This is a genomic window from Thioalkalivibrio sp. ALE25 (genome assembly GCF_000377285.1).
Classification (GTDB): domain Bacteria; phylum Pseudomonadota; class Gammaproteobacteria; order Ectothiorhodospirales; family Ectothiorhodospiraceae; genus Thioalkalivibrio.
In genome coordinates this window covers 25,755-45,519 of record NZ_KB897933.1, presented here as the reverse complement: position 1 = coordinate 45,519, position 19,765 = coordinate 25,755, and the positions used below count along the sequence as shown (strand labels likewise).

At 68.8% G+C, this 19,765-nt stretch carries 20 protein-coding genes and 1 pseudogene; 2 read left to right on the top strand and 19 right to left on the bottom strand.

The genetic code is table 11. From position 1 onward, the window contains the following. Positions 1-5: 5 nt before the first annotated feature. The 6 genes from C996_RS0109150 to rluD form a co-directional block, all read right to left on the bottom strand. Entirely contained in the window at positions 6-1,316 is a 1,311-nt protein-coding gene (locus C996_RS0109150) for a triacylglycerol lipase (protein ID WP_018867148.1), read from the bottom strand. 69 nt (positions 1,317-1,385) lie between these two features. Next, positions 1,386-1,562, bottom strand: coding sequence for a hypothetical protein (locus C996_RS14595; protein ID WP_018867147.1), 177 nt, complete (start codon positions 1,560-1,562; stop codon positions 1,386-1,388). Next, on the bottom strand, positions 1,563-1,751 hold the full coding sequence (locus tag C996_RS0109140; RefSeq protein ID WP_018867146.1) for a 5-carboxymethyl-2-hydroxymuconate Delta-isomerase: 189 nt from the start codon (positions 1,749-1,751) through the stop codon (positions 1,563-1,565). It abuts the gene before it with no gap. 121 nt (positions 1,752-1,872) lie between these two features. Then, a complete protein-coding gene (clpB, locus tag C996_RS0109135; RefSeq protein ID WP_017940397.1) occupies positions 1,873-4,455 on the bottom strand; it encodes an ATP-dependent chaperone ClpB in 2,583 nt (860 codons plus the stop codon). A gap of 189 nt (positions 4,456-4,644) precedes the next feature. Beyond that, positions 4,645-5,427 (bottom strand): peptidoglycan editing factor PgeF, encoded by a 783-nt coding sequence (gene pgeF / locus C996_RS0109130; RefSeq protein ID WP_018867145.1) that lies wholly within the window; start codon positions 5,425-5,427, stop codon positions 4,645-4,647. Beyond that, positions 5,420-6,379, bottom strand: a complete 960-nt coding sequence (gene rluD / locus C996_RS0109125; RefSeq protein ID WP_018867144.1) for a 23S rRNA pseudouridine(1911/1915/1917) synthase RluD — start codon at positions 6,377-6,379, stop codon at positions 5,420-5,422. Before rluD ends, pgeF begins: the two co-directional genes overlap by 8 nt. A 79-nt stretch (positions 6,380-6,458) precedes the next feature. Between rluD and C996_RS0109120 the strand changes: the two genes are divergently transcribed. Continuing rightward, positions 6,459-7,301: an outer membrane protein assembly factor BamD gene (locus C996_RS0109120; protein WP_018867143.1), complete on the top strand. Its 843-nt coding sequence runs from the start codon at positions 6,459-6,461 to the stop codon at positions 7,299-7,301. A 251-nt stretch (positions 7,302-7,552) separates the two neighbouring features. Here the strand turns inward: C996_RS0109120 and C996_RS0109115 are convergent, their stop codons facing one another. The 12 genes from C996_RS0109115 to C996_RS0109060 all read right to left on the bottom strand — a co-directional run bounded on the left by C996_RS0109115 (position 7,553) and on the right by C996_RS0109060 (position 18,052). After that, positions 7,553-7,891: a P-II family nitrogen regulator gene (locus tag C996_RS0109115; RefSeq protein WP_017940393.1), complete on the bottom strand. Its 339-nt coding sequence runs from the start codon at positions 7,889-7,891 to the stop codon at positions 7,553-7,555. 420 nt (positions 7,892-8,311) lie between these two features. After that, positions 8,312-10,006, bottom strand: a complete 1,695-nt coding sequence (locus C996_RS0109110) for an NAD+ synthase (protein ID WP_018867142.1) — start codon at positions 10,004-10,006, stop codon at positions 8,312-8,314. A gap of 7 nt (positions 10,007-10,013) precedes the next feature. Next, positions 10,014-10,883, bottom strand: coding sequence for a succinate--CoA ligase subunit alpha (gene sucD, locus C996_RS0109105; RefSeq protein WP_018867141.1), 870 nt, complete (start codon positions 10,881-10,883; stop codon positions 10,014-10,016). Beyond that, positions 10,880-12,040: an ADP-forming succinate--CoA ligase subunit beta gene (gene sucC, locus C996_RS0109100; protein ID WP_018867140.1), complete on the bottom strand. Its 1,161-nt coding sequence runs from the start codon at positions 12,038-12,040 to the stop codon at positions 10,880-10,882. The genes sucD and sucC overlap by 4 nt, the downstream gene beginning before the upstream one ends. A 70-nt stretch (positions 12,041-12,110) precedes the next feature. Continuing rightward, positions 12,111-12,491, bottom strand: coding sequence for an aspartate 1-decarboxylase (gene panD / locus C996_RS0109095; protein ID WP_026279269.1), 381 nt, complete (start codon positions 12,489-12,491; stop codon positions 12,111-12,113). A gap of 266 nt (positions 12,492-12,757) precedes the next feature. Continuing rightward, complete coding sequence (panC, locus tag C996_RS0109090; protein WP_018867138.1) at positions 12,758-13,636, bottom strand: pantoate--beta-alanine ligase; 879 nt, start codon at positions 13,634-13,636, stop codon at positions 12,758-12,760. Positions 13,637-13,651: 15 nt separating this feature from the next. Beyond that, complete coding sequence (gene panB, locus C996_RS0109085) at positions 13,652-14,446, bottom strand: 3-methyl-2-oxobutanoate hydroxymethyltransferase (protein WP_018881638.1); 795 nt, start codon at positions 14,444-14,446, stop codon at positions 13,652-13,654. Between the two features lie 35 nt (positions 14,447-14,481). Then, the gene (locus C996_RS0109080) at positions 14,482-15,132 is read right to left on the bottom strand and encodes a deoxynucleoside kinase (protein ID WP_018867136.1); all 651 of its coding nucleotides are present in this window, start codon (positions 15,130-15,132) and stop codon (positions 14,482-14,484) included. Beyond that, on the bottom strand, positions 15,129-15,671 hold the full coding sequence (gene folK, locus C996_RS0109075; protein ID WP_018867135.1) for a 2-amino-4-hydroxy-6-hydroxymethyldihydropteridine diphosphokinase: 543 nt from the start codon (positions 15,669-15,671) through the stop codon (positions 15,129-15,131). Before folK ends, C996_RS0109080 begins: the two co-directional genes overlap by 4 nt. Beyond that, the gene (gene pcnB, locus C996_RS0109070) at positions 15,668-17,095 is read right to left on the bottom strand and encodes a polynucleotide adenylyltransferase PcnB (protein ID WP_018867134.1); all 1,428 of its coding nucleotides are present in this window, start codon (positions 17,093-17,095) and stop codon (positions 15,668-15,670) included. The genes folK and pcnB overlap by 4 nt, the downstream gene beginning before the upstream one ends. A gap of 52 nt (positions 17,096-17,147) precedes the next feature. Further along, on the bottom strand, positions 17,148-17,615 hold the full coding sequence (locus C996_RS0109065; protein WP_017940404.1) for an NUDIX hydrolase: 468 nt from the start codon (positions 17,613-17,615) through the stop codon (positions 17,148-17,150). After that, complete coding sequence (locus C996_RS0109060; protein ID WP_017940403.1) at positions 17,612-18,052, bottom strand: RNA-binding S4 domain-containing protein; 441 nt, start codon at positions 18,050-18,052, stop codon at positions 17,612-17,614. Before C996_RS0109060 ends, C996_RS0109065 begins: the two co-directional genes overlap by 4 nt. A gap of 115 nt (positions 18,053-18,167) precedes the next feature. On the opposite strand from C996_RS0109060, the gene C996_RS0109055 reads away from it, so the two are divergent. Continuing rightward, entirely contained in the window at positions 18,168-18,857 is a 690-nt protein-coding gene (locus tag C996_RS0109055; RefSeq protein ID WP_018867133.1) for a glutathione S-transferase family protein, read from the top strand. Between the two features lie 291 nt (positions 18,858-19,148). Here the strand turns inward: C996_RS0109055 and C996_RS14870 are convergent. Beyond that, a pseudogene (locus C996_RS14870) lies at positions 19,149-19,357 on the bottom strand (hypothetical protein). Positions 19,358-19,765 lie beyond the last annotated feature (408 nt).

The window sequence follows — 19,765 nt, the reverse complement described above, 5'->3', positions numbered from 1 at the left end:
AGCCATTACCGGTCCTCCACCCGGGACAGGAGTTCCTCGACCCGCTCCAGCGCCAGCGGATGCGACAGGATGCCGGCATGCGTGGTCGCCACGCCGAAGACCGAGGCCGCCTCGCGCTGGGCCGGCGGGTGCAGCATGCTGGCCAGCGTGACCACCCCGTCCGCGGTCGCGCGCGCACCCCCTTCGCCGCGCTGGTAGCCGAACACCAGATGCAACTCGCCTGCCCCCGCGCCCGGATGCGGGAACAGGCCTTCCAGGTAGTCGCTGCCCGGGGCCATGTCGCGCCAGACCGGGATCACGACCGGCGAGCGATCCACCCCCTGCTGCGCCCGCTCGTGCCCGGCCCAGGGCGTGGACAGGGTGATCATAACCGGCACCGGTGCCGCCGCCTCGCGCCGAGCTCGCTCGTTCAGGAACCCCCGCGCCACCAGCCCGCCCATGCTGTGCGCCACCACCGGTAGCGACTCGACCCCGTGACGCACTTCCAGCTCCTCCACCACCTGTGCCAGGTGCGCAGCCGCCGACTGCAGTGGCAACCCGGAGGCGTAGTAGTAGAACCACGGCTGATAACGCTCGCGGTCCAGAACCTCCAGCAGCCCGGCAAAGTCCCGTGGCGAGCCGTTCATCCCGTGCACGAACAGCACCGGCGTCCGCGTCGGATCATGGGGCTCGAGGAAGTACACCCCCGCGTAACCGTCCATCACGAAGTCCAGGGGTCGCCACTGGCTGCCGCGGGCCACATCGGAGGCAAAACGCGGGTCGTCCAGGTGAGTTATCGTGCCGAAAGCGGTCACTCGACCCAGGCTCAGCGGAAGGTCGCGGGCGCCCTCGGCGCCCTCCAGGCCGCGCGTGGCCGGCAGGGCAACCGGGTGGGCCAGGCGATGGTCCCCGTTCACGCGGATCTCGATCCCGGTCAGCCGCCCGCCGGGGCCACAGTCCAGCGCCTCGCCGCCGGCCACATACTGCACCGGGGCACCGGCGGGATGGGCCCGATCACCCTCCTCGTCGCGGAAGGCCAGCACGCGGTAGCGACCCGGCTCCAGCCCGAAGAACCAGCTCCCGCCCTGGGCGCTGACCACATGGTCCACCGGCTCGGGCACCCCGGCGCCACCGACCGACTCGCGGAATACCGCCACGATATAGGGCCCCGTCCGACCCGCCTCGGACGCCGTCGCGTCCGGTCCCACCGTGCCGCTGATCACGCAGGCCCCGCCCATGCGCGCGAGCTGTTCGCGCGCGTCCAGCAGCGAACACCCCGCCAGCACGAACCCTAGCGCCAGGACCGCAACCACCCGTACCACCGCCATCACGAACATCCCGTTCCGTCTTTCCTCCCCCCGAGTGTAGCGGTCCGGAACGCCCGGCTCGCCACGCACACCGGCATTTCAATCCGGGCGGTCCCGGTCTCCGTCCTGCGGATCGTGCCGCGCGTAGCTCGCCGCCTCCATCTCGGTCACCTCGACGGTGATTACCGCCTCCCCGATCCGGTCCTGCAGGGCCCGCAGGACGGCCTCGCTCAGCGCCTGGCGCTGCGCCAGCGAACGGCCGGACTTGAGACGCACCTAGACATGCACGAAAGGCCGCACCTCGCCCCCGAGCCGATACTGCGACACCGGGTGGGCGCGGACCTTGATATGCGACGCCGGGAACAGCCCCGAAGCGCAGGCCGCCGCGTGCAGGGCGTCCAGCCAAGCGGCCACCTCCGGCCCCGCGGCCAGGCCCTGCGAATATTCGACGATCAGATGCGGCATACCCAACCCCCTCGGCGCACGTCCCGTTGCGCCAGGCCCGCGATTGTGTCGCAGCGCGGACCCGGCATGAAAAAGGCCCGCACCGGGCGGGCCTTGTCGATGTCGCAGGATACCGGACGGATCAGGCCGCGGCCGCCGCCCGGGTGAAGGCCAGCTGCTCGCCGGCCATGTCCACCTCGATGGTATCGCCGGGGCCGAACTCGCCGGCCAGAAGCGACTGCGCCAGCGGGTTCTCCAGCTGGGTCTGGATCGCCCGCTTGAGCGGGCGCGCCCCGTAGACCGGGTCGAAGCCCGCGGCCCCCAGGTGATCCAGCGCGGCGTCGGTGATGGTCAGGCCCAGGTCGCGCTCTTCCAGCCGCTTGCGCAGGTACTGCAGCTGGATATCGGCGATCGCGCGGATCTGTTCGCGCTCCAGCGGATGGAACACCACCACGTCGTCCACCCGGTTGATGAACTCGGGACGGAAGTGCTGCCCGACGATCTCCATCACCGCGCCCTTCATCGCCGCGTAGTTCTCCTCGCCGGCCATCTCCTGGATCTGCTGCGAGCCCAGGTTGGAGGTCATCACGATCACCGTATTGCGGAAGTCCACGGTGCGGCCATGCCCGTCGGTCAGGCGGCCGTCATCCAGCACCTGCAGCAGCACGTTGAAGACATCCGGGTGCGCCTTCTCGACCTCGTCGAGCAGGATCACGGAGTACGGCTTGCGGCGCACGGCCTCGGTCAGGTAGCCGCCCTCCTCGTAGCCGACGTAGCCCGGGGGCGCCCCGATCAGCCGCGCCACGGAGTGCTTCTCCATGAACTCGGACATGTCGATGCGCACCATCGCCTCTTCGGTGTCGAACAGGAACCCGGCCAGCGCCTTGGTCAGCTCGGTCTTGCCCACACCGGTCGGGCCAAGGAACAGGAACGAGCCGTTCGGGCGGTTCGGGTCGGACAGGCCCGCCCGCGAGCGGCGGATGGCGTTGGCCACCGCGCGCACCGCCTCGGACTGACCAACCACGCGGTCACCAATGGCCTCTTCCATGCGCAGCAGCTTGTCCTTCTCGCCCTCCAGCATCTTGGAGACCGGGATGCCGGTCCAGCGCGAGACGACCTCGGCGATCTCCTCGTCGGTGACCTTGTTGCGCAGCAGCTGGGTCTCCTGGCTCTCCATCTCGTGAGCCATGGCGAGGGACTTCTCCAGGTCCGGGATACGGCCGTACTGCAGTTCCGACATGCGCGACAGATCCCCGGCGCGGCGGGCCGTCTCCAGCTCGGTGCGGGCGCGCTCGAGCTCTTCCTTCAACTGGGCCGCCCCGGAGACCGAGGCCTTCTCGGACTTCCACACCTCTTCCAGGTCGGAGTACTCGCGCTCCAGGCGTTCGATCTCCTCCTCCAGCGTGCCCAGGCGCTTCTTCGAGGCGTCGTCGGACTCCTTCTTCAGGGCCTCGCGCTCGATCTTCAGTTGGATCAGGCGCCGCTCCAGCCGGTCCATGGACTCGGGCTTGGAGTCGATCTCCATGCGGATGCGCGAGCTGGCCTCGTCGATCAGGTCAATCGCCTTGTCCGGCAGCTGCCGGTCGGTGATGTAGCGCTGCGACAGCTGTGCGGCGGCGACGATCGCCGGGTCGGTGATCTCGATCCCGTGATGGACCTCGTAGCGCTCCTTCAGCCCGCGCAGGATGGCGATGGTGTCTTCCTGCGTGGGCTCGTCGACCAGCACCTTCTGGAAGCGGCGCTCCAGCGCGGCATCCTTCTCGATGTTCTGGCGGTATTCGTCCAGCGTGGTCGCGCCGATGCAGTGCAGCTCGCCGCGCGCCAGGGCCGGCTTGAGCATGTTGCCGGCGTCCATCGCGCCCTCGGCCTTGCCGGCGCCCACCAGGGTGTGGATCTCGTCGATGAACAGGATCACGCGACCCTCTTCCTGCGACAGCTCCTTGAGCACGGACTTCAGCCGCTCCTCGAAATCGCCACGGTACTTGGCCCCGGCCAGCAACGCCCCCAGGTCCAGCGCGAGCACGCGCTTGTCCTTGAGCCCCTCCGGCACCTCGCCGTTGATGATGCGCTGCGCCAGGCCCTCGACGATCGCGGTCTTGCCGACGCCCGGCTCGCCGATCAGCACCGGGTTGTTCTTGGTGCGCCGCTGCAGCACCTGGATCGAGCGGCGGATCTCCTCGTCACGCCCGATCACCGGATCCAGCTTGCCCTGCTCGGCGCGCTCGGTGAGGTCGATGGTGTACTTGTCCAGGGCCTGGCGGTTCTCCTCGGCGTTCGGGTCGTCCACCTGGGCCCCGCCGCGCATGTCCTCCACAGCCTTCTCCAGGGAGTCCTTGTTGGCGCCAGCGTTGCGCAGCATCTCGCCGACACCGGCCTTCTCGTCGATCGCCGCGAGCAGGAACAGCTCGCTGGGGATGTACTGGTCCTTGCGCTCTTGGGCGAGCTTGTCGCAGACGTTCAGCATGCGCCCCAGGTCGTTGGAGACATGCACCTCGCCCGCGGCGCCTTCCACCTTCGGCAGGCGATCCAGCGCCTCGCCCAAAGCGGAGCGCAACTGGCGCACGTTGGCGCCGGCGCGGTCGAGCACGTGACGGATCGTGCCCCCCTCCTGGTCCAGCAGGGCCAGCAGCAGGTGGGACGGCTCGATGAACTGATGGTCGCGGCCAACCGCGAGCGACTGTGCGTCCGCGATGGCGGACTGGAATTTGGTGGTCAGGCGATCCATTCGCATTGGGAAACCCCTCGGTCGAATCTTGTTGAACTGACACCAACGTTGGGGACAATCCCCCCGGCTTCAAGGATAGACGCGCGGAAACCGCTCGCGGGGCCAGAGCCGAGGCTCGCCGCGAAACCAGCGTCGGGGTGTATCCAGCGACTGCCACGGCCCCTGGCAGGGCCTCGCAGTGACAGGTGGCTATCGCGCGGGGTCGGGGGCGAACCACACGAGCGTGCCCATGCGGCCGGTCGCTCCTTCGCGACGATAGGAATAGAAGGTCTCCGCCTCGGTGAAGGTGCAGCGGCCCCCGCCGGCGACCTGCGCCACACCGGCCCGCTGCAGCCGCTGGCGCGCCAGTCGGTAGAGATCCGCCAGCAGGCGCCCCCCGGCACCGGGCCGAAACGCGGCATCGGCCTCCGGATCCTGCGCCCGGAAGGCCTCGCGCACCTCGGGCCCGACCTCGAAGGCGACGGGTCCGATGGCAGCCCCCATCCAGGCCTGGATTGGCACACCTGGCCGCAGGCCGTTCAGCGCCAAGATCGTTGCCTCCAGCACCCCATCGGCCAGCCCACGCCAGCCGGCGTGGGCCACCCCGACCGCCGCGCCGTCCACTGTCGCCAGCACCACGGGCAGACAATCGGCGGTCTGCACGGCGCAGATCGCCCCCGGCCGGTCGCTGACCACCGCATCGGCCTCGGGCGTATCGCCCGCCTTCAACGCCGCCTGCAGGGCATCGGCGGTGATCACGGTCGTCCCATGGACCTGGCGCGGCCAGGCGATGGGCGCGGCGCACCCCAGGGACTGTTCCAGTCGGCGCCGGTTTTCCGCCACGTGATCCGGGGTATCGCCAGTATGCAGGGCCAGATTCAGCGCGGCCCAGGGCCCGGTACTGACGCCACCCGTCCGGGTCGTCTGCAGCGCTTGCACCCCGGCCGGGAGTTCCCCGGGCCCGGGTTTCAACAGCGGCAGGGCCTCAGACATCCCCGGCCTCCCGGGCATCGGCGCGCAGGGCCGCGAGCAGGGCCTCGAAATCCTCCGGCAGCGGGGCCTCGAAGGCGCAGGGCTCGCCCGTCTCCGGATGCTCGAACTCCAGGCGGGCCGCATGCAGGGCCTGGCGCTTGAAGGCCGCGACCGTCGCCTTCGCCGCGTCGCCCATGCCCTTCACCGGGCGCGGACGGCCGCCGTAGGTCAGATCCCCCACGATCGGGTGGCGGATATGTGCCATATGCACACGGATCTGGTGCGTGCGCCCGGTCTTCAGACGTACGTTCAGCAGGGTGTGCGCGGGAAAGCGCTCCGCCACACGGTAATGCGTGACTGCGGGCTTGCCGGCCGCGGTCACGGCCTGGCGCTTGCGATCAACCGGATGACGCCCGATCGGCTCGTCGATGGTGGCCCCGCTGATCACTCGGCCCTGGACCAGGGCGCGGTACTCGCGGTGCACGCTGCGCGCCTGCAATTGGCGCACCAGGGCGGTCTGGGCCTCGGGCGTACGCGCGACCACCATCAGGCCGGTGGTGTCCTTGTCCAGGCGGTGGACCACCCCGGCGCGCGGCAGCTGCGCCAGCTCCGGGGCGTGGTGCAGCAGGGCATTGACCAGCGTGCCGTCGCGATGCCCGGCCGCCGGGTGGGCCACCAGCCCGGCGGGCTTGTTGACCACCAGCACCGCGGCGTCCTCGTACACGATGTCCAGCGCAATGGCCTCGGGCCGGGCCTCCAGCACCGGCGCCTCGGGCGCCGTCAGCTCGACCCGCTCGCCCCCGCGCACCGGCGTGCGCGGGCGGGGCGAGCCACCATCCACCCGCAGCGCGCCCTCCTTCAGCCACTGGGTCAGCTGGCTGCGCGAGTACTCCGGGAACAGCCGCGCCAGCGCGGCATCCAGGCGCTGTCCCGCCGCTTCTTCCGGCAGACAGGCCTCCCGCGGTTCACTCATTGCGCGGCCTCCCGCTCGTCGCCACCGGGGCTTGATGTTGTAGAATCCCTGCACTTCGGTTCATCTGTGAGGCCTCGCCGTGATTTCTGTCCCGCACCTGTCGCGCCTGCTCGTCGTTCTGATCGTGGCGCTCGTGGTCGCCGGCTGTGCCGGGCGCGAAGACCCCACGCTCGGCTGGTCCGCCAGCCAGCTCTACGGCGAGGCCAAGAACGCCCTGAACGAGGGCAACTACGACCAGGCCGTCGAATACTACGAAAAACTCGAGGCGCGCTATCCCTTCGGGCGCTATGCCCAGCAGGCGCAGATCGAGATCCCCTACGCCTACTACAAGGCCGGCGAGCCGGAACCCGCCCTGGCCGCGGTGGACCGCTTCGTGCAGCTGAACCCGCGCCACCCGAACCTCGATTATGCGTACTACCTGCGCGGGCTGATCAACTTCAACCGCCAGCAGGGCTTCCTCGCCAACCTGTTCCCGCGCGACCCCGCCGAGATGGACCCGGAGCCCTTCGACCAGGCCTTCCAGGACTTCGACCGCCTGATCCGCGAGTTTCCCGACAGCCGCTATGCCCCGGACGCCTACCAGCGCATGATCTACATCCGCAATGCGCTGGCCGCCTACGAACTGCGGGTGGCCGAGTTCTACATGGAACGCACCGCCTGGGTCGCCGCCGCGCAGCGCGCCCGCAACGTCATCTCCACCTACCCCGGCGCCGAGGTGATGCCCAAGGCCCTGGCCGTGCTGCATCGCGCCTACACCGAGCTCGGCCTGGACGATCACGCCGAGAACACCATGACCGTGCTGGAGCTGAACTACCCGGACGCGGCCGTGGCCGTGCGCGCGGGCGAGCCGGTGGAACTGGAAGGCGAGGAACGCCGCGGCCTGTGGCGCGTGATGGACCGCATCCCCTTCCTCACCAACTGAGCCCCCGGGCACTCGTTCAGTCCGCTACGGCACAGAGGGAAAAGCGTCTACAGGAAGGTGGGAAGACTGGAAGGTTGAACGGGTTTGGCCGCCACGGATATTGCGTACGTTCGGGGCTGCGACAGACACCAGCCAACCCCACACCCCAATCACGCTTCCCCTCTTCCAGCCTTCCTGTTACCCGCCCTTGACCTTCTTCGTGCCTTCGTGCGCTTCGTGGTAGATCCATCAAGCGCCGGAGGATCCGTCGTTCAGAGGGCCTCGCTGCCCTCTTCGCCGGTGCGGATGCGGACCACGCGCGACATATCCGACACGAAGATCTTGCCGTCCCCGATCTTGCCGGTGCGCGAGGCCTTCACGATCGCATCGATGCAGGGGTCGACCCGGTCGTCGTCCACCACCAGTTCCAGCTTCACCTTGGGCAGGAAATCGACCACGTATTCCGCGCCCCGGTAGAGCTCGGTGTGGCCCTTCTGGCGCCCGAAGCCCTGGACCTCGGTCGCGGTCATCCCGGCGATACCCATCTCGGTCAGGGCCTCGCGGACATCTTCCAGCTTGAACGGCTTGATGATCGCCTCGATCTTCTTCATGCGAATCCCTTTGGTTGTGCCCGCTGCGCAGGCGCTTGTCTCACCCCTGAAAGTGTATCAAACCCCCGGGGCTGCGCTGTGGTCCTCGCCTTCTCGCGACGTTCGACGCTGCTAGGAATCGACCACGAAGCACACGAAGGCACGAAGAAGGGCCAGGTCAAGGGCGTTTAACAGGAAGACGGGAAGGCTGGAAGAGGGCCTGTGGTTGATCGGGGAAGTCCTTTCCGGTCCGCAATATGCCGCCGTTTCGGATACGTCGGACGGAGCGAGGCACCGAGTCAGTATTGTCGGGGCCCTAAGACCGCAGCCCGGGACACCCCATTCAGAACCTTCGGTACTTCCTGTCTTCCTGTGAACCGTCCTTGACCTTCTTCGTGCCTTCGTGTGCTTCGTGGTGAACTCTGCGCGCGTCGGCGCGGATCAGTCCGGGCGGTAGCCGGAGGTGATCGGGTAGCGCCGGTCGCGGCCGAAGGCGCGCGGGCTAACCCGTATTCCGGGCGCGGCCTGGCGGCGCTTGTACTCGGCGATGAACACCATGCGGGCGATGCGCTCCACCGTGGGGCGGTCAAAACCCTGCGCGACGATCTCGGCGACGGACCGTTCCTGTTCGACAAAGGCCTCGAGGATCGCGTCCAGCACCTCGTACGGCGGCAGCGAGTCGGCATCCTGCTGATCCGGCGCCAGCTCCGCGCTGGGCGGACGTTCGATCACCCGTTCCGGGATCGCCGGCCCGCGCGTGTTGCGCCAGCGCGCCAGGCGATACACCCACTGCTTGGAGACATCCTTCAGCGGCGCGAAACCGCCATTCATATCGCCGTACAGCGTGGAGTAGCCCACCGCCATCTCGGACTTGTTGCCCGTGGCCAGCAACAGCTTGCCACTGCGGTTGGACAGCGCCATCAGGAGCACCCCCCGGGCGCGCGCCTGCAGGTTCTGCTCGGTCACGTCCCCCGCCCCGGCAGGATACGCGGACAGGGCATCCCCCAGCCCCGCCATAAAGCTCTCGACCATCGGTTCGATCGCGATCTCGTGATACTCCAGCCCCAGCAGCCGGGCCTGTGCCTCGGCGTCCTCGATGCTGATCGAGGCGGTATAGCGATAGGGCATCATCACGGCCGTGACCGCCGCCGGGCCCAGGGCGTCGGTGGCCAGCGCCGCGGTCAGCCCGGAGTCGATCCCGCCGGACAGGCCCAGCAGCACCCCGGGAAAGCCGTTCTTGGTCACGTAGTCGCGGATGCCGATCATCAGCGCCTGGTAGAGGTCGCGGGCATCGGCCTCGTCCGGTTCCGGACCGGGGTCGGTCAGGGTCGGCCGGATGCCGCAGGCGGACAGGTGCAGGTGCTCGTCGCGGGGGTGCAGAATCGGACCCTGCACCCCGCGGCGCGCCTCCACCTGCCCCTGGCCGGTCGCCCAGGCCGGCAGCACGGCCCGCGCGCCGTTGACCGGATCCTGCACGAAAGAACGACCGTCGAAGACCAGCTCGTCCTGGCCGCCTACCTGGTTCACGTAGACGACCGGGCAACCGGTCTCGGCGACGCGCTGGCCCACCACGCGCAGGCGTTCCTCGGCCTTGCCGCGGTGGTAGGGCGACGCGTTGAGATTCAGCAGGAGCTCGGCCCCGGCGGCCCGCGCCGCGGTCGCCGGACCCGGCTGCCAGATGTCCTCGCAGACCGTCAGTCCGACCCGCCAGCCGTCCAGTTCGACCACGCAGGCCTCGGTGCCGGCGACGAAGTAGCGCTCTTCGTCGAACACCGAGTAATTGGGCAGGACCTGCTTGGCATAGCGCGCGATGCAGGCCCCGTCGCGCAGCCAGAGCGCCGCGTTGATCAGGCCCGCCTCCCCGTGCACCGGGGCGCCCAGGATCACATCGATACCCCGCGCCGCCTCGGTGATCGCGGTCACCACGCGCTCCACGCCCAGCAGAAACGCCGGACGCAGCAGCAGGTCCTCCGGCGGGTAGCCGGTGACCGCCAGTTCGGGGAACACCACTGCGCGGGCGCCGCCGGCGCGGGCCTGTTCGATCGCCTCGAGGATGCGGTGGCGGTTGTCCTCCAGACCGCCCACCACCGGGTTGATCTGGGCCAGGGCCAGACGCAGGGGCGAATCGGCGCTCATCCGCGGATCAGACCAGTGCGGACTGCATCGCGGCGCCCAGTTCCGCCGGGCTCTCGGCCACGGTCGCACCGGCCTCGCGCAGGGCGGTCATCTTCTGCGCCGCGGTGCCCTGACCACCGGCGATGATCGCCCCGGCATGGCCCATGCGCCGGCCCGGCGGTGCGGTGGCGCCGGCAATATAGGCGGCAACCGGCTTGTCGAATTCGTCCGCGATAAAGCGCGCGGCGCGTTCCTCGGCGTCGCCACCGATCTCGCCCACCATCAGCACGCCGTCGGTCTCCGGATCCTCGCGGAACAGGCGCAGGCAGTCGACAAAGTCCAGGCCCTGGATCGGGTCACCACCGATGCCCACGCAGGTGCTCTGGCCCAGTCCAAGGTCCGAGGTCTGCTTGACCGCCTCGTAGGTCAGCGTACCCGAGCGCGAGATGATGCCGATGCGCCCGCGGCGATGGATGTAGCCGGGCATGATCCCGACCTTGCAGGCATCCGGGGTGATGATGCCCGGGCAGTTGGGGCCAATCAGGCGCGTCGGGCTGCCGGCCAGCACCTGCTTGACCCGGACCATGTCCTGTACCGGGATGCCCTCGGTGATGCAGACCGCCAGCTCGATCCCGGCGTCCGCCGCCTCGCAGATCGCGTCCGCGGCGAACGGGGCCGGCACGTAGATCATGCTGACGGTCGCGCCGGTGGTCGCCACCGCGTCGGCCACGGTATCGAACACCGGCCGATCCAGATGGGTCTTCCCGCCCTTGCCGGGGGTTACGCCCCCGACCAGGCGGGTCCCGTAGGCGATGGCCTGTTCCGAGTGGAAACTGCCCTGCTTGCCGGTGAAGCCCTGACAGATCACCTTGGTGTCGCGGTCGACGAGAATGCTCATGCCACGGCCTCCACTACGGCCCGCGCTGCCGCGTCCAGATCAGCGGCCGGGATCACGTCCAGGCCCGAGTGCGCCAGCGCACTGCGGCCCTGCTCGGCGTTGGTGCCCTCCAGGCGCACCACCACCGGCACCTGGACCTGCACCTCGCGGATCGCGGCGATGATGCCCTCGGCGATCAGGTCGCAGCGCACGATGCCGCCGAAGATATTCACCAGCACCGCCTTCACCGAGGCATCGGACAGGATCAGCTTGAAGGCCGCGGTCACCCGCTCCACCGTCGTGCCGCCACCGACATCCAGGAAGTTGGCGGGTTCGCCGCCGTGGTGCTGGATCAGGTCCATGGTCGCCATCGCCAGGCCGGCACCGTTGACCATGCAGCCGATGGAGCCATCCAGGCGGATGTAATTGAGGTCGTGCTCGTGCGCCTGTTCCTCGGCCGGGTCGCGCTGGCGCGCGTCGCGCTCTTCGAACAGCGCCTTCTGGCGGTAGGCCGCGGAGTCATCGATGGTCAGCTTGGCGTCGATCGCCAGCAGCCGGTCATCGCCGGTCAGCACCAGCGGGTTGATCTCGAGCAACTGGGCATCGAGCTGCTGGAACAGGGCATGCGCGTTGGTCACCAGCTGCGCCATCGCCTTGGCGGCGGCGCCGGCCAGGCCCAGGGTCGAGGCCACCCGGCGGCCATGAAACGGCATTACCCCGGTGGCCGGATGGATCGGCAGGGTCACGACCGCCTCGGGGCGCTCGGCCGCCAGCGTCTCGATATCCATGCCGCCCTCGGCGGAGACCACCAGCGCCAGGCGCTCGCGCGCGCGGTCCACCAGCATGGCGAAGTAGAATTCGCGGGCAATATCCACCGCCGGCTCCAGCAGCAGCTGGTCCACCGGCAGCCCCTCGGGGCCGCTCTGGCCGGTGACCAGGCGCGAACCCAGCAGGTTCTCCGCGGCCACGCGCGCCGCCTCAAGGGAATCCGCCATCACCACGCCGCCGGCCTTCCCACGACCGCCGGAGTGGACCTGGGCCTTGACCAGCACGCGCTCGGCACCCAGCGCCTGCCAGGCGCCGGGTAGTGCATCGATCGCGGTGATCACCTGACCGTCGGGAACGGGGATGCCGGCGTCGCGAAAGCGCGCCTTGGCCTGAAATTCGTGGAGATTCATGGGCGTCGAGGATAGCGGCGCGCCCCCGGCCCGACAACTGCGGGCGGGCCGTGCGCGGAGGAGAGGGAAATCAGGCGGCCTGGACCGGGATGCCGTGACCGGTGCGAATGATCCGGTTGCTGGCGTCGAGATAGACCAGGTCGGGGGTGAATTCGCGGGCCTCGGCGGCCTCCATCTGAGCATAGGCGCAGATGATCACGCGATGGCCCACCGCCGCCTTGTGCGCGGCCGCGCCATTGACCGAGATGATGCCGGAACCGGCCTCGCCCTCGATCGCGTAGGTCGTGAAGCGCTCGCCATTGTCGATGTTGTAGATCTGGATCTGCTCGAACGGCAGGATGCCGGCCGCCTCCAGCAGGCGGGTATCGATCGCGCAGGAGCCTTCGTACTCCAGCTCGCAATGCGTGACCCGGCCCTGATGCAGCTTGCCTTTCAGCATAGTGACAACCATACGGCGAATTCCCGGCTTGTACCTCGGAAGGGCGGAAAATTATCCGCGATCCCGGCGACCACGGCAAACCCGCCCGTTCGGGTCAATGTTTTTTCACCACGAAGCCCACGAAGGCACGAAGAAATTCAAGGGCCATTCACAGGAAGGCTGGAAGACAGGAAGGGATTCTTGATTGGCGGTGCGTAGACGATCAAGGGCCATCCGGCCCTCTTCAAATCTTCCCGTCTTCCTGTGAACGTTCTTTGCTTCGTGGTTGCCAAAAAGGATCAGGCCGGGCGGGTGCGGACGTTGTCGATCAGGCGCACGTCGTCCAGCCAGGCGGCGGACAGGACCACGAGGTCCTGCTCCGCCAGCGGTACGCCCGAGGCCGGCTCCAGCAGGTCCTCGGCGCGGCGGATGGAAAGGTACTCCGGATCGAAACCGGCCTCGCGCAGTCGTTCGCAGGCCCGTCCCTCGACCTCGGGGATGCGGTCGGCGTCGAACACAGTGGCGGTACGGCAGACCATCGCGACCTCGTCCAGCACCCGCTTGAGCTCGGGGGCTACCGCACGGGCGGCCTCCGACAGCTGATGGTTGCGCGAGCTGAAGGCCAGACCGTCCGCCTCGCGCACCGTGGGGATGGCCTCCACCCGGGTCGGGATGTCCAGCCCCTGCACCATGCGCTCGATCAGCTTGAACTGCTGGAAGTCCTTCTCGCCGAACAGGGCCAGGTCCGGGCGCACCAGGTTGAACAGCTTGGTCACCACGGTGGCCACCCCGTCGAAGTGCCCCGGTCGGTAGTCCCCCTCGAGGATCTCCGACAGCCCCGGCACGACCACGCGCACCGGGGGCATGCCGTCATCGGGATACATGTCCTCGTTGCTGGGGCAGAACAGCGCATCCACGCCGGCATCGGTCGCCAGACGGGCATCCTCCTCCAGGGTGCGCGGATAACGCTCCAGGTCCTCGGCGCGATCAAACTGCAACGGATTCACGAAGATCGAAACCACCACCCGCTGGGCGCGCGCCCGCGCATGCCGGATCAGGGTCAGGTGCCCCTCGTGCAGGTTGCCCATGGTGGGCACCAGCGCCACGGTGCCGCGCCCCTTGCGCGACCACTCTCGATGCATGGCCACCAGCTGTGGCCGATCACGCAGGATTCTCATGCTCGGGCTTCCGTGTCAGGTAAAGGTATGGACGCCGGATTGCGGGAACGCCCGGGTCCGCACGGCGTCGCAGTAGGCGCGTACCGCGCCTTCCAGGGAGCCCCCCTCGGCGAGGAAATCCCGCGCGAAGCGCGGCGGCTCGGGGGTCAGGCCAAGCACATCGGACAGCACCAGCACCTGGCCGTCACAGCGCGGACTGGCGCCGATGCCGATCACCGGCACCCCGGCGCTGCGCACGATGGCATCGGCCAGACTCTCCGGGATGCCCTCCAGCAGCAGGGCCTGCGCCCCCGCACTCTCCAGGCGCGCGGCCAGGGATTCCATCTCGGCCGCCGCCTTCGGGTCGCGCCCCTGCACGCGGTGGCCACCGAAGCGATGAACGGCTTGCGGCGTCAGCCCAAGGTGGGCGCAGACCGGGATCCCGGCGGACACCAGGCGTTCCACGATCGGCACCTCCACCGCCCCGCACTCGACCTTGACCATGTGCGCCCCGGCCCGCAGCAGTGCCCCGGACTGGGCCAGGGCGGTGGCGACATCGACATCGCCCAGAAACGGGATATCCGCCATGATCAGGGCGTTCTCGCTGCCGCGCGCCACGTTGGCGACGTGATAGACCATGTCGTCCAGCGTCACCGGCAGGGTGGTCGTGTGGCCCTGCACCACCATGCCGAGCGAATCACCGACCAGGATCACGTCGACCCCGCAGCGGTCCAGCAGCCCGGCGAAGGCCGCGTCGTAGGCAGTGAGGCAGGCGATCGGCTCGCCGGCCTGCTTGCGCCGGGCCAGGGTGTTCACGGTAATCGGCCGCATGTTCATGCCTCCCGGGCAGTCCGGCTTGCCACCCTCTAGAGCGAGATGGGCAACGGGTTGAAGTAGTGCCGCCCGCCCTGGATCGGCTCCAGAAACTGCACCAGCTGGTCGAAATCGGCCGGGTTGTTCACCCAGTCGATCTCGGTGGCGTTCACAATCACGAGCGCCGGTCCTTCGAAATGATAGAAGAATTCCGCGTAGGCGGCGTTCAGCCGTTCCAGGTAACCGGCCTCGATGTGACGTTCGTACGGTCGTGCCCGGCGGCGGATGCGCTCCTGCAGCACGTCCACCGGGGCCTGCAGGTAGATCACCAGATCCGGCCGCGGCAGGCCACCGCGCAGGTGCCGGAACATCTCGCGATAGATCTCCAGCTCGTCGGGGTGCAGGTTCAGCTCGGCGAACAGCGGGTCCTTGTCCATCAGATAGTCGGACACGTGCCGCTGCTCGAACAGCCCCTTCTGCGCCACTGGCGTCAGCTGGCGCACGCGCTGCACCAGGAAGTGCAGCTGGGTCGCCAGGGCGTGCTTGTCCGGCTCCTGGTAGAAGCGGTCGAGGAACGGATTCTCGTCCGGCGCCTCGAAGATGCCCTCGGCCTGAAGGTGCTCGGCCAGGCGTTTCGCCAGGCTGGACTTGCCAACCCCGATCGGTCCCTCGACCGCGATGAAATCGAAATCGCCCAGACTCATCGGCGCCCCTCCGCCGCCGCGACGTTCGCCTCCGGCTCCGCGATCGGGATCAGGCCCGCGCCGTCGAATCGCCGCGCCAGCCCCTCCAGCGGGCCCGCACCCGGGATCTGCAGACCAGGCGCCAGCTCCAGCAACGGCAGGACCACGAAATCACGCTCGGCGATGCCGGCATGCGGCACCTGCAGGCCCGGCAGATCCAGCGACTGTTCACCGAACAGCAACAGGTCCAGATCCAGCAGCCGCGGCCCCCAGCGGCTGCCGTCGCGCTTGCGGCCGCAGGCGCACTCGATGGCCTGCAGACCCGCCAGCAGGTCCAGCGGCTCCAGACGGGTGTGCAGCCGGGCCACTGCGTTCACGTAGTCGGGCTGGTCCTGCGGACCCATCGGCGGGTTACGGAACAATCGGGAACGCCCGGTCAGGCGCGTCTGCGGCAGTTCCTGCGCCAGACGCTCAAACGCCTCACGCACCTGTGCCTCGGGCTCGCCCAGGTTGGCCCCGATCCCGATGAAGGCCTGCACGCCGTGATCGGCCGTGCTCACTCGCCACCCCCGGCATCCGGCTTCGGGGCCAGTCCAGTGTTATCGCCACCCCCCTTGCGACCCCGGCGCCGACGGCGGCCACCGCGGCGCGACTTGCCCTTGGTACCCGACTTGCCGTCACCTTTGGGCCCCTTCGGGGCTCCGGCCATGGCCTTCTGGCCGGCCTCGTCCTGCTCCTGGATCTCGGTCCACCAGCGGCACAGCTCGGGGTCGGCATCGCCGGCACGGGCGCGCAGACAGAGGAAGTCGTAGCCGGCGCGAAAACGCGGATGGGTCAGCAGGCGCAGCGCGCGACCGCCCCGATGGCGCTCCAGGCGCGCCTGCAGTTCCCAGATCTCGCGCACAATCAGGCTGAAGCGCTTGGGGATGGAGACCGTCTTCACCTGCCGATCGAGCACCTCGGCCATCGCCTGTTGCCAGGCCGGGATCTCCTGCTCGCCGTCGTCGATCCGTTGCGCCGCGGCCACCTGCACCGGCGCCCACAGGATCGCGGCATAGAGGAAGGCCGGGTTCACGCCCAGCCCCTCGTTGATGCGCTTGTCGGTGTTCAGCAACGACTCGACCAGGAACTGGCGCCGCTCGGGACCGACATCCGGATCGGCAAAGCAGTCCGCCGCCTCGGGGAACATCGCCTCGAACAGGCCAAAGCGCTCGAGTTCGTCCAGGCAGGTCACCGCCGCACCGCTGTGGAACAGCTTGATCACCTCGTCGAACAGCCGCGCGGGCGCCACGGTCTGCATCAGCGAGGCCAGCTCATGGATGCCGGCCTCGACCTCCGGTGCGATGGTTAGCCCCAGCTTGGCGGAGAAACGCACCGCCCGCAGCATGCGCACCGGGTCTTCGCGCAGCCGGGTCTCGACGTCGTCGCCGATCAGGCGCAGCACGCCCGCGCGCAGATCCTCGACCCCGCCGGTGTAATCCAGCACCGAGAAGTCCTCGATGTCGTAGTACAGGGCGTTGACGCTGAAGTCGCGGCGGATCGCGTCCTGCTCGATGGTGCCGTAGCGGTTGTCCCGCAGGATGCGGCCTTCCTCGCTCAGGGCCACCTGGCCTTCGTCCCCGGACTCGTCGTCATGCGGGGCGCGAAAGGTCGCCACCTCGATCATCTCGCGCCCGAACAGCACATGCGCCAGGCGGAAGCGGCGCCCGATCAGGCGACAGTTGCGGAACAGCCCGCGCACCTGCTCGGGCGTCGCGTCGGTGGCGACGTCGAAATCCTTCGGTTCGCGGCCCAGCAGCAGGTCACGCACGCCGCCGCCCACCAGACAGGCACGGTAACCCGCGTCGCGCAGGCGATAGAGCACCTTCAGGGCGTTGTCGTCGATCGCCGCGCGCGAGATCCCGTGATCCGCGCGCTCGTAGACACGCGGTTCCGGCAGCTCGCTATCGGGTCGAGTCGGGGTTGCGGGGTCAGCCTTTGTCACGCGATACCGTAGCGGTGGTCGAAAGCGCCGTATGGTAACAGCTTGGCCGGCTTCATCCCGCTTTTCGCACCGGGCGCGGCGCGGCGGTTTCACCGGTCAGACGCCAGCGGCGGTAGTCATCGAGGATGCGCCGGTGATCGAACACCAGGACCGGATCCGGATCCTCCGGGTCCAGCCAGGCGCAGTCGGTGGCATCGTCGGCGGCCTTCGCCTCGCCCCGGCCACGGGCGATATAGACCGCGCTGACGGTATGCCCGCGCGGATCGCGCTCCGGGTCGGAATATACGCCCAGCAACACCTCCAGCTCGACCTCCAGCCCGGTCTCCTCGCGCGCCTCGCGCACCGCGGCATGCTCGGCGGACTCGCCAACGTCGACGAAGCCCCCGGGGAGCGCCCAGCCATGCGGGGGGTTGCGCCGCTCGATCACCAGCACCCGACCGGGCTGGGCCGGATGACGGATCACCAGATCAACCGCCACACGCGGGGTCACCGGAGGGCCACTGCCTTCGAGGGATGTCACTCGGATTCGCTCCTGTCGCTGTCATCCTGGCGAATAAAACGGCGAATCTTGCGCCGCTCGCGCTTGTCCGGCCGGCGGCTGGGCGCACTGTCCGCCACCGCGCGCTCGGCCCGGCGGCGCTCGCTTTCCGCCTCGCGCCGGGCCTGGCTCTCCGGGGTCTCCTCGTACAGAGCCTGTGCCTCGCGGGCCGGCCGGCGCTGCTCGTTCAGCCCCACCACGTCCAGCTCCCAGACCTGCGGGCCCCGATGGATCGTCAGGCGGTCACCGGGATGCACGCGCCGCGCCGGCTTGCAGCGCTCGCCGTTCACGTGGACCTTGCCGCCGCCAACCGCTTCGCTGGCCAGCCCGCGCGTCTTGTAGAAACGCGCGGCCCACAGCCACTTGTCGATCCGCAGCCCGGCGCTGGGCGCCTCGTGGTGGCCGCTACCCCTGGCCAAGGCTTCCCCGGGCCTGCGCGAGGGGGGACAATGCGCAACCTTTCCAGGCCAGGCACCGACGTTCCGCGGTCATCCGGACCGTGACCTGCCCCGACCCAGGACGCCAAGGACCCTCATGAATCTGCCGCATCTGCACCTGATCAGTTTCGCCATCTGTCCGTTTGTCCAGCGTAGCGTGATCACGCTGAAATACAAGCAGGCCCCGTTCGAACTGAGCCTGATCGATCTGGCCGACCCGCCGGAGTGGTTCCGCGCGCGCTCGCCGCTCGGCAAGGTGCCGGTGCTGATCGTCGACGACGACACCGTGCTGTTCGAGTCGGCGGTGATCAACGAGTATATCGATGCCATCACCCCGCCCGCCCTGATGCCGGTGGACCCCCTGGAACAGGCCCGCACCCGGGCGTGGATCGAGTACCTCTCGGAACAGACCTTCGCCCAGTATCACTGGATGACGGCCGCCACCGAGGACGCCTTCGAGCTCGCGCGCCATACGGCCGCGCGCGGGCTGGAGCGCCTGGAACAACAGATGACGCGGGATGATCGCCTGGCCACCCCGGATTTCTCGCTGATCGACGCGACCCTGGCACCGATCCTGATGCGCTATGCGCTGCTTGCGGACCCGGACAGCCCCTGGGAGGCGGAGGCGTTTCCACGGCTGGCGCAGCGCTGGGAGCGGCTGCGCGAGATGCCGGCCGTGCGGGACTCGGTCCCGGCCGACTTTGCGGCCCAGCTGGCCGACTATCTGCGCAAGCAGGAAGGCTACGCGCCGGCGCATTTCGCGGCGCAGCTCGACGCCTCCGCCTGACCCGGGCTTTTCCCGACCACCCACCCCTGGGGTCGCGCCCGGTTCGGCATCGGACATGCTGGCTGCCTACGGTCTACCACCTGCCTCGTTGAGGCTGGTCCTGGTTCGTCCTCAGTGTTTACGGTGCCTCCGGTCCGCCGCCTGCCAGGCGCTGACTCGCCAGCGCGCCCCGAGGTACTTTCTTGCTTGCCCAAGAAAGTACCCAAAGAAGGGCACCCGGATTTCGCCCGGGAACCTCGCTCCGGACGTGCTGGGCCGGCGGCGCTGAACTCGCTGCGCCTTCGGCTCCGCTCAGACATCCAGCGCCTTCTCCCGGCCCATCACGCCCTCCACGAGGGGCTCCATACGGGAGAGGAAAGTCAAGACAGAAGGTATTCCAGCCCCACGACACCACAACAGCCCTGCCGCCTGAAAGCCCCCAGCGCCCGCGCTGCGGGCGCGGCACGCAACGGCCCAAGGCCGAGCGTGCCCAGATGCCGGAAGACCCAGCCTTGATCCATTACCACGAACCTGTGGACCGCCGTTGTCTTGACCTTGACCCCCCGTTGTCGTCGCGCCGAGTGGAGAGGGTTTTCGCGGGAGACAAGGCGCTGGATGTCTGAGCGGAGCCGCAGGCGCAGCGAGTTCAGCGCCGCCCGCGAAAACCCTCGGAGCGAGGGAAACCCCGGCCCGCGCAGCGGGCCGGGGTCGCGGCAGTCGGGCGTGTTTCTTGGTTACTTCTTTGCACGAGCAAAGAAGTCACTCGGGGCGCGCTGGCGAGTCAGCGCACGGCAGTATGTGGACCGAAGGCACGTAAACACCGGAGGACGAACCAGGCCTAGCCACAACAGGGCAGGCGGTGAGCCGAAGGCACGTAAACACCGGATGCAGAACCAGGACCAGCCACCAAAGGGCAGGCGGCCGGACGA

Excerpts from the sequence above, each read along its gene's own strand:
- C996_RS0109150 (WP_018867148.1), bottom strand. The coding sequence starts at position 1,316 with ATGTTCGTGATGGCGGTGGTACGGGTGGTTGCGGTCCTGGCGCTAGGG.
- C996_RS0109140 (WP_018867146.1), bottom strand. The coding sequence starts at position 1,751 with ATGCCGCATCTGATCGTCGAATATTCGCAGGGCCTGGCCGCGGGGCCG.
- clpB (WP_017940397.1), bottom strand. The coding sequence starts at position 4,455 with ATGGATCGCCTGACCACCAAATTCCAGTCCGCCATCGCGGACGCACAG.
- pgeF (WP_018867145.1), bottom strand. The coding sequence starts at position 5,427 with ATGTCTGAGGCCCTGCCGCTGTTGAAACCCGGGCCCGGGGAACTCCCG.
- rluD (WP_018867144.1), bottom strand. The coding sequence starts at position 6,379 with ATGAGTGAACCGCGGGAGGCCTGTCTGCCGGAAGAAGCGGCGGGACAG.
- C996_RS0109115 (WP_017940393.1), bottom strand. The coding sequence starts at position 7,891 with ATGAAGAAGATCGAGGCGATCATCAAGCCGTTCAAGCTGGAAGATGTC.
- C996_RS0109110 (WP_018867142.1), bottom strand. The coding sequence starts at position 10,006 with ATGAGCGCCGATTCGCCCCTGCGTCTGGCCCTGGCCCAGATCAACCCG.
- sucD (WP_018867141.1), bottom strand. The coding sequence starts at position 10,883 with ATGAGCATTCTCGTCGACCGCGACACCAAGGTGATCTGTCAGGGCTTC.
- sucC (WP_018867140.1), bottom strand. The coding sequence starts at position 12,040 with ATGAATCTCCACGAATTTCAGGCCAAGGCGCGCTTTCGCGACGCCGGC.
- panD (WP_026279269.1), bottom strand. The coding sequence starts at position 12,491 with ATGGTTGTCACTATGCTGAAAGGCAAGCTGCATCAGGGCCGGGTCACG.
- panC (WP_018867138.1), bottom strand. The coding sequence starts at position 13,636 with ATGAGAATCCTGCGTGATCGGCCACAGCTGGTGGCCATGCATCGAGAG.
- panB (WP_018881638.1), bottom strand. The coding sequence starts at position 14,446 with ATGCGGCCGATTACCGTGAACACCCTGGCCCGGCGCAAGCAGGCCGGC.
- C996_RS0109080 (WP_018867136.1), bottom strand. The coding sequence starts at position 15,132 with ATGAGTCTGGGCGATTTCGATTTCATCGCGGTCGAGGGACCGATCGGG.
- C996_RS0109055 (WP_018867133.1), top strand. The coding sequence starts at position 18,168 with ATGAATCTGCCGCATCTGCACCTGATCAGTTTCGCCATCTGTCCGTTT.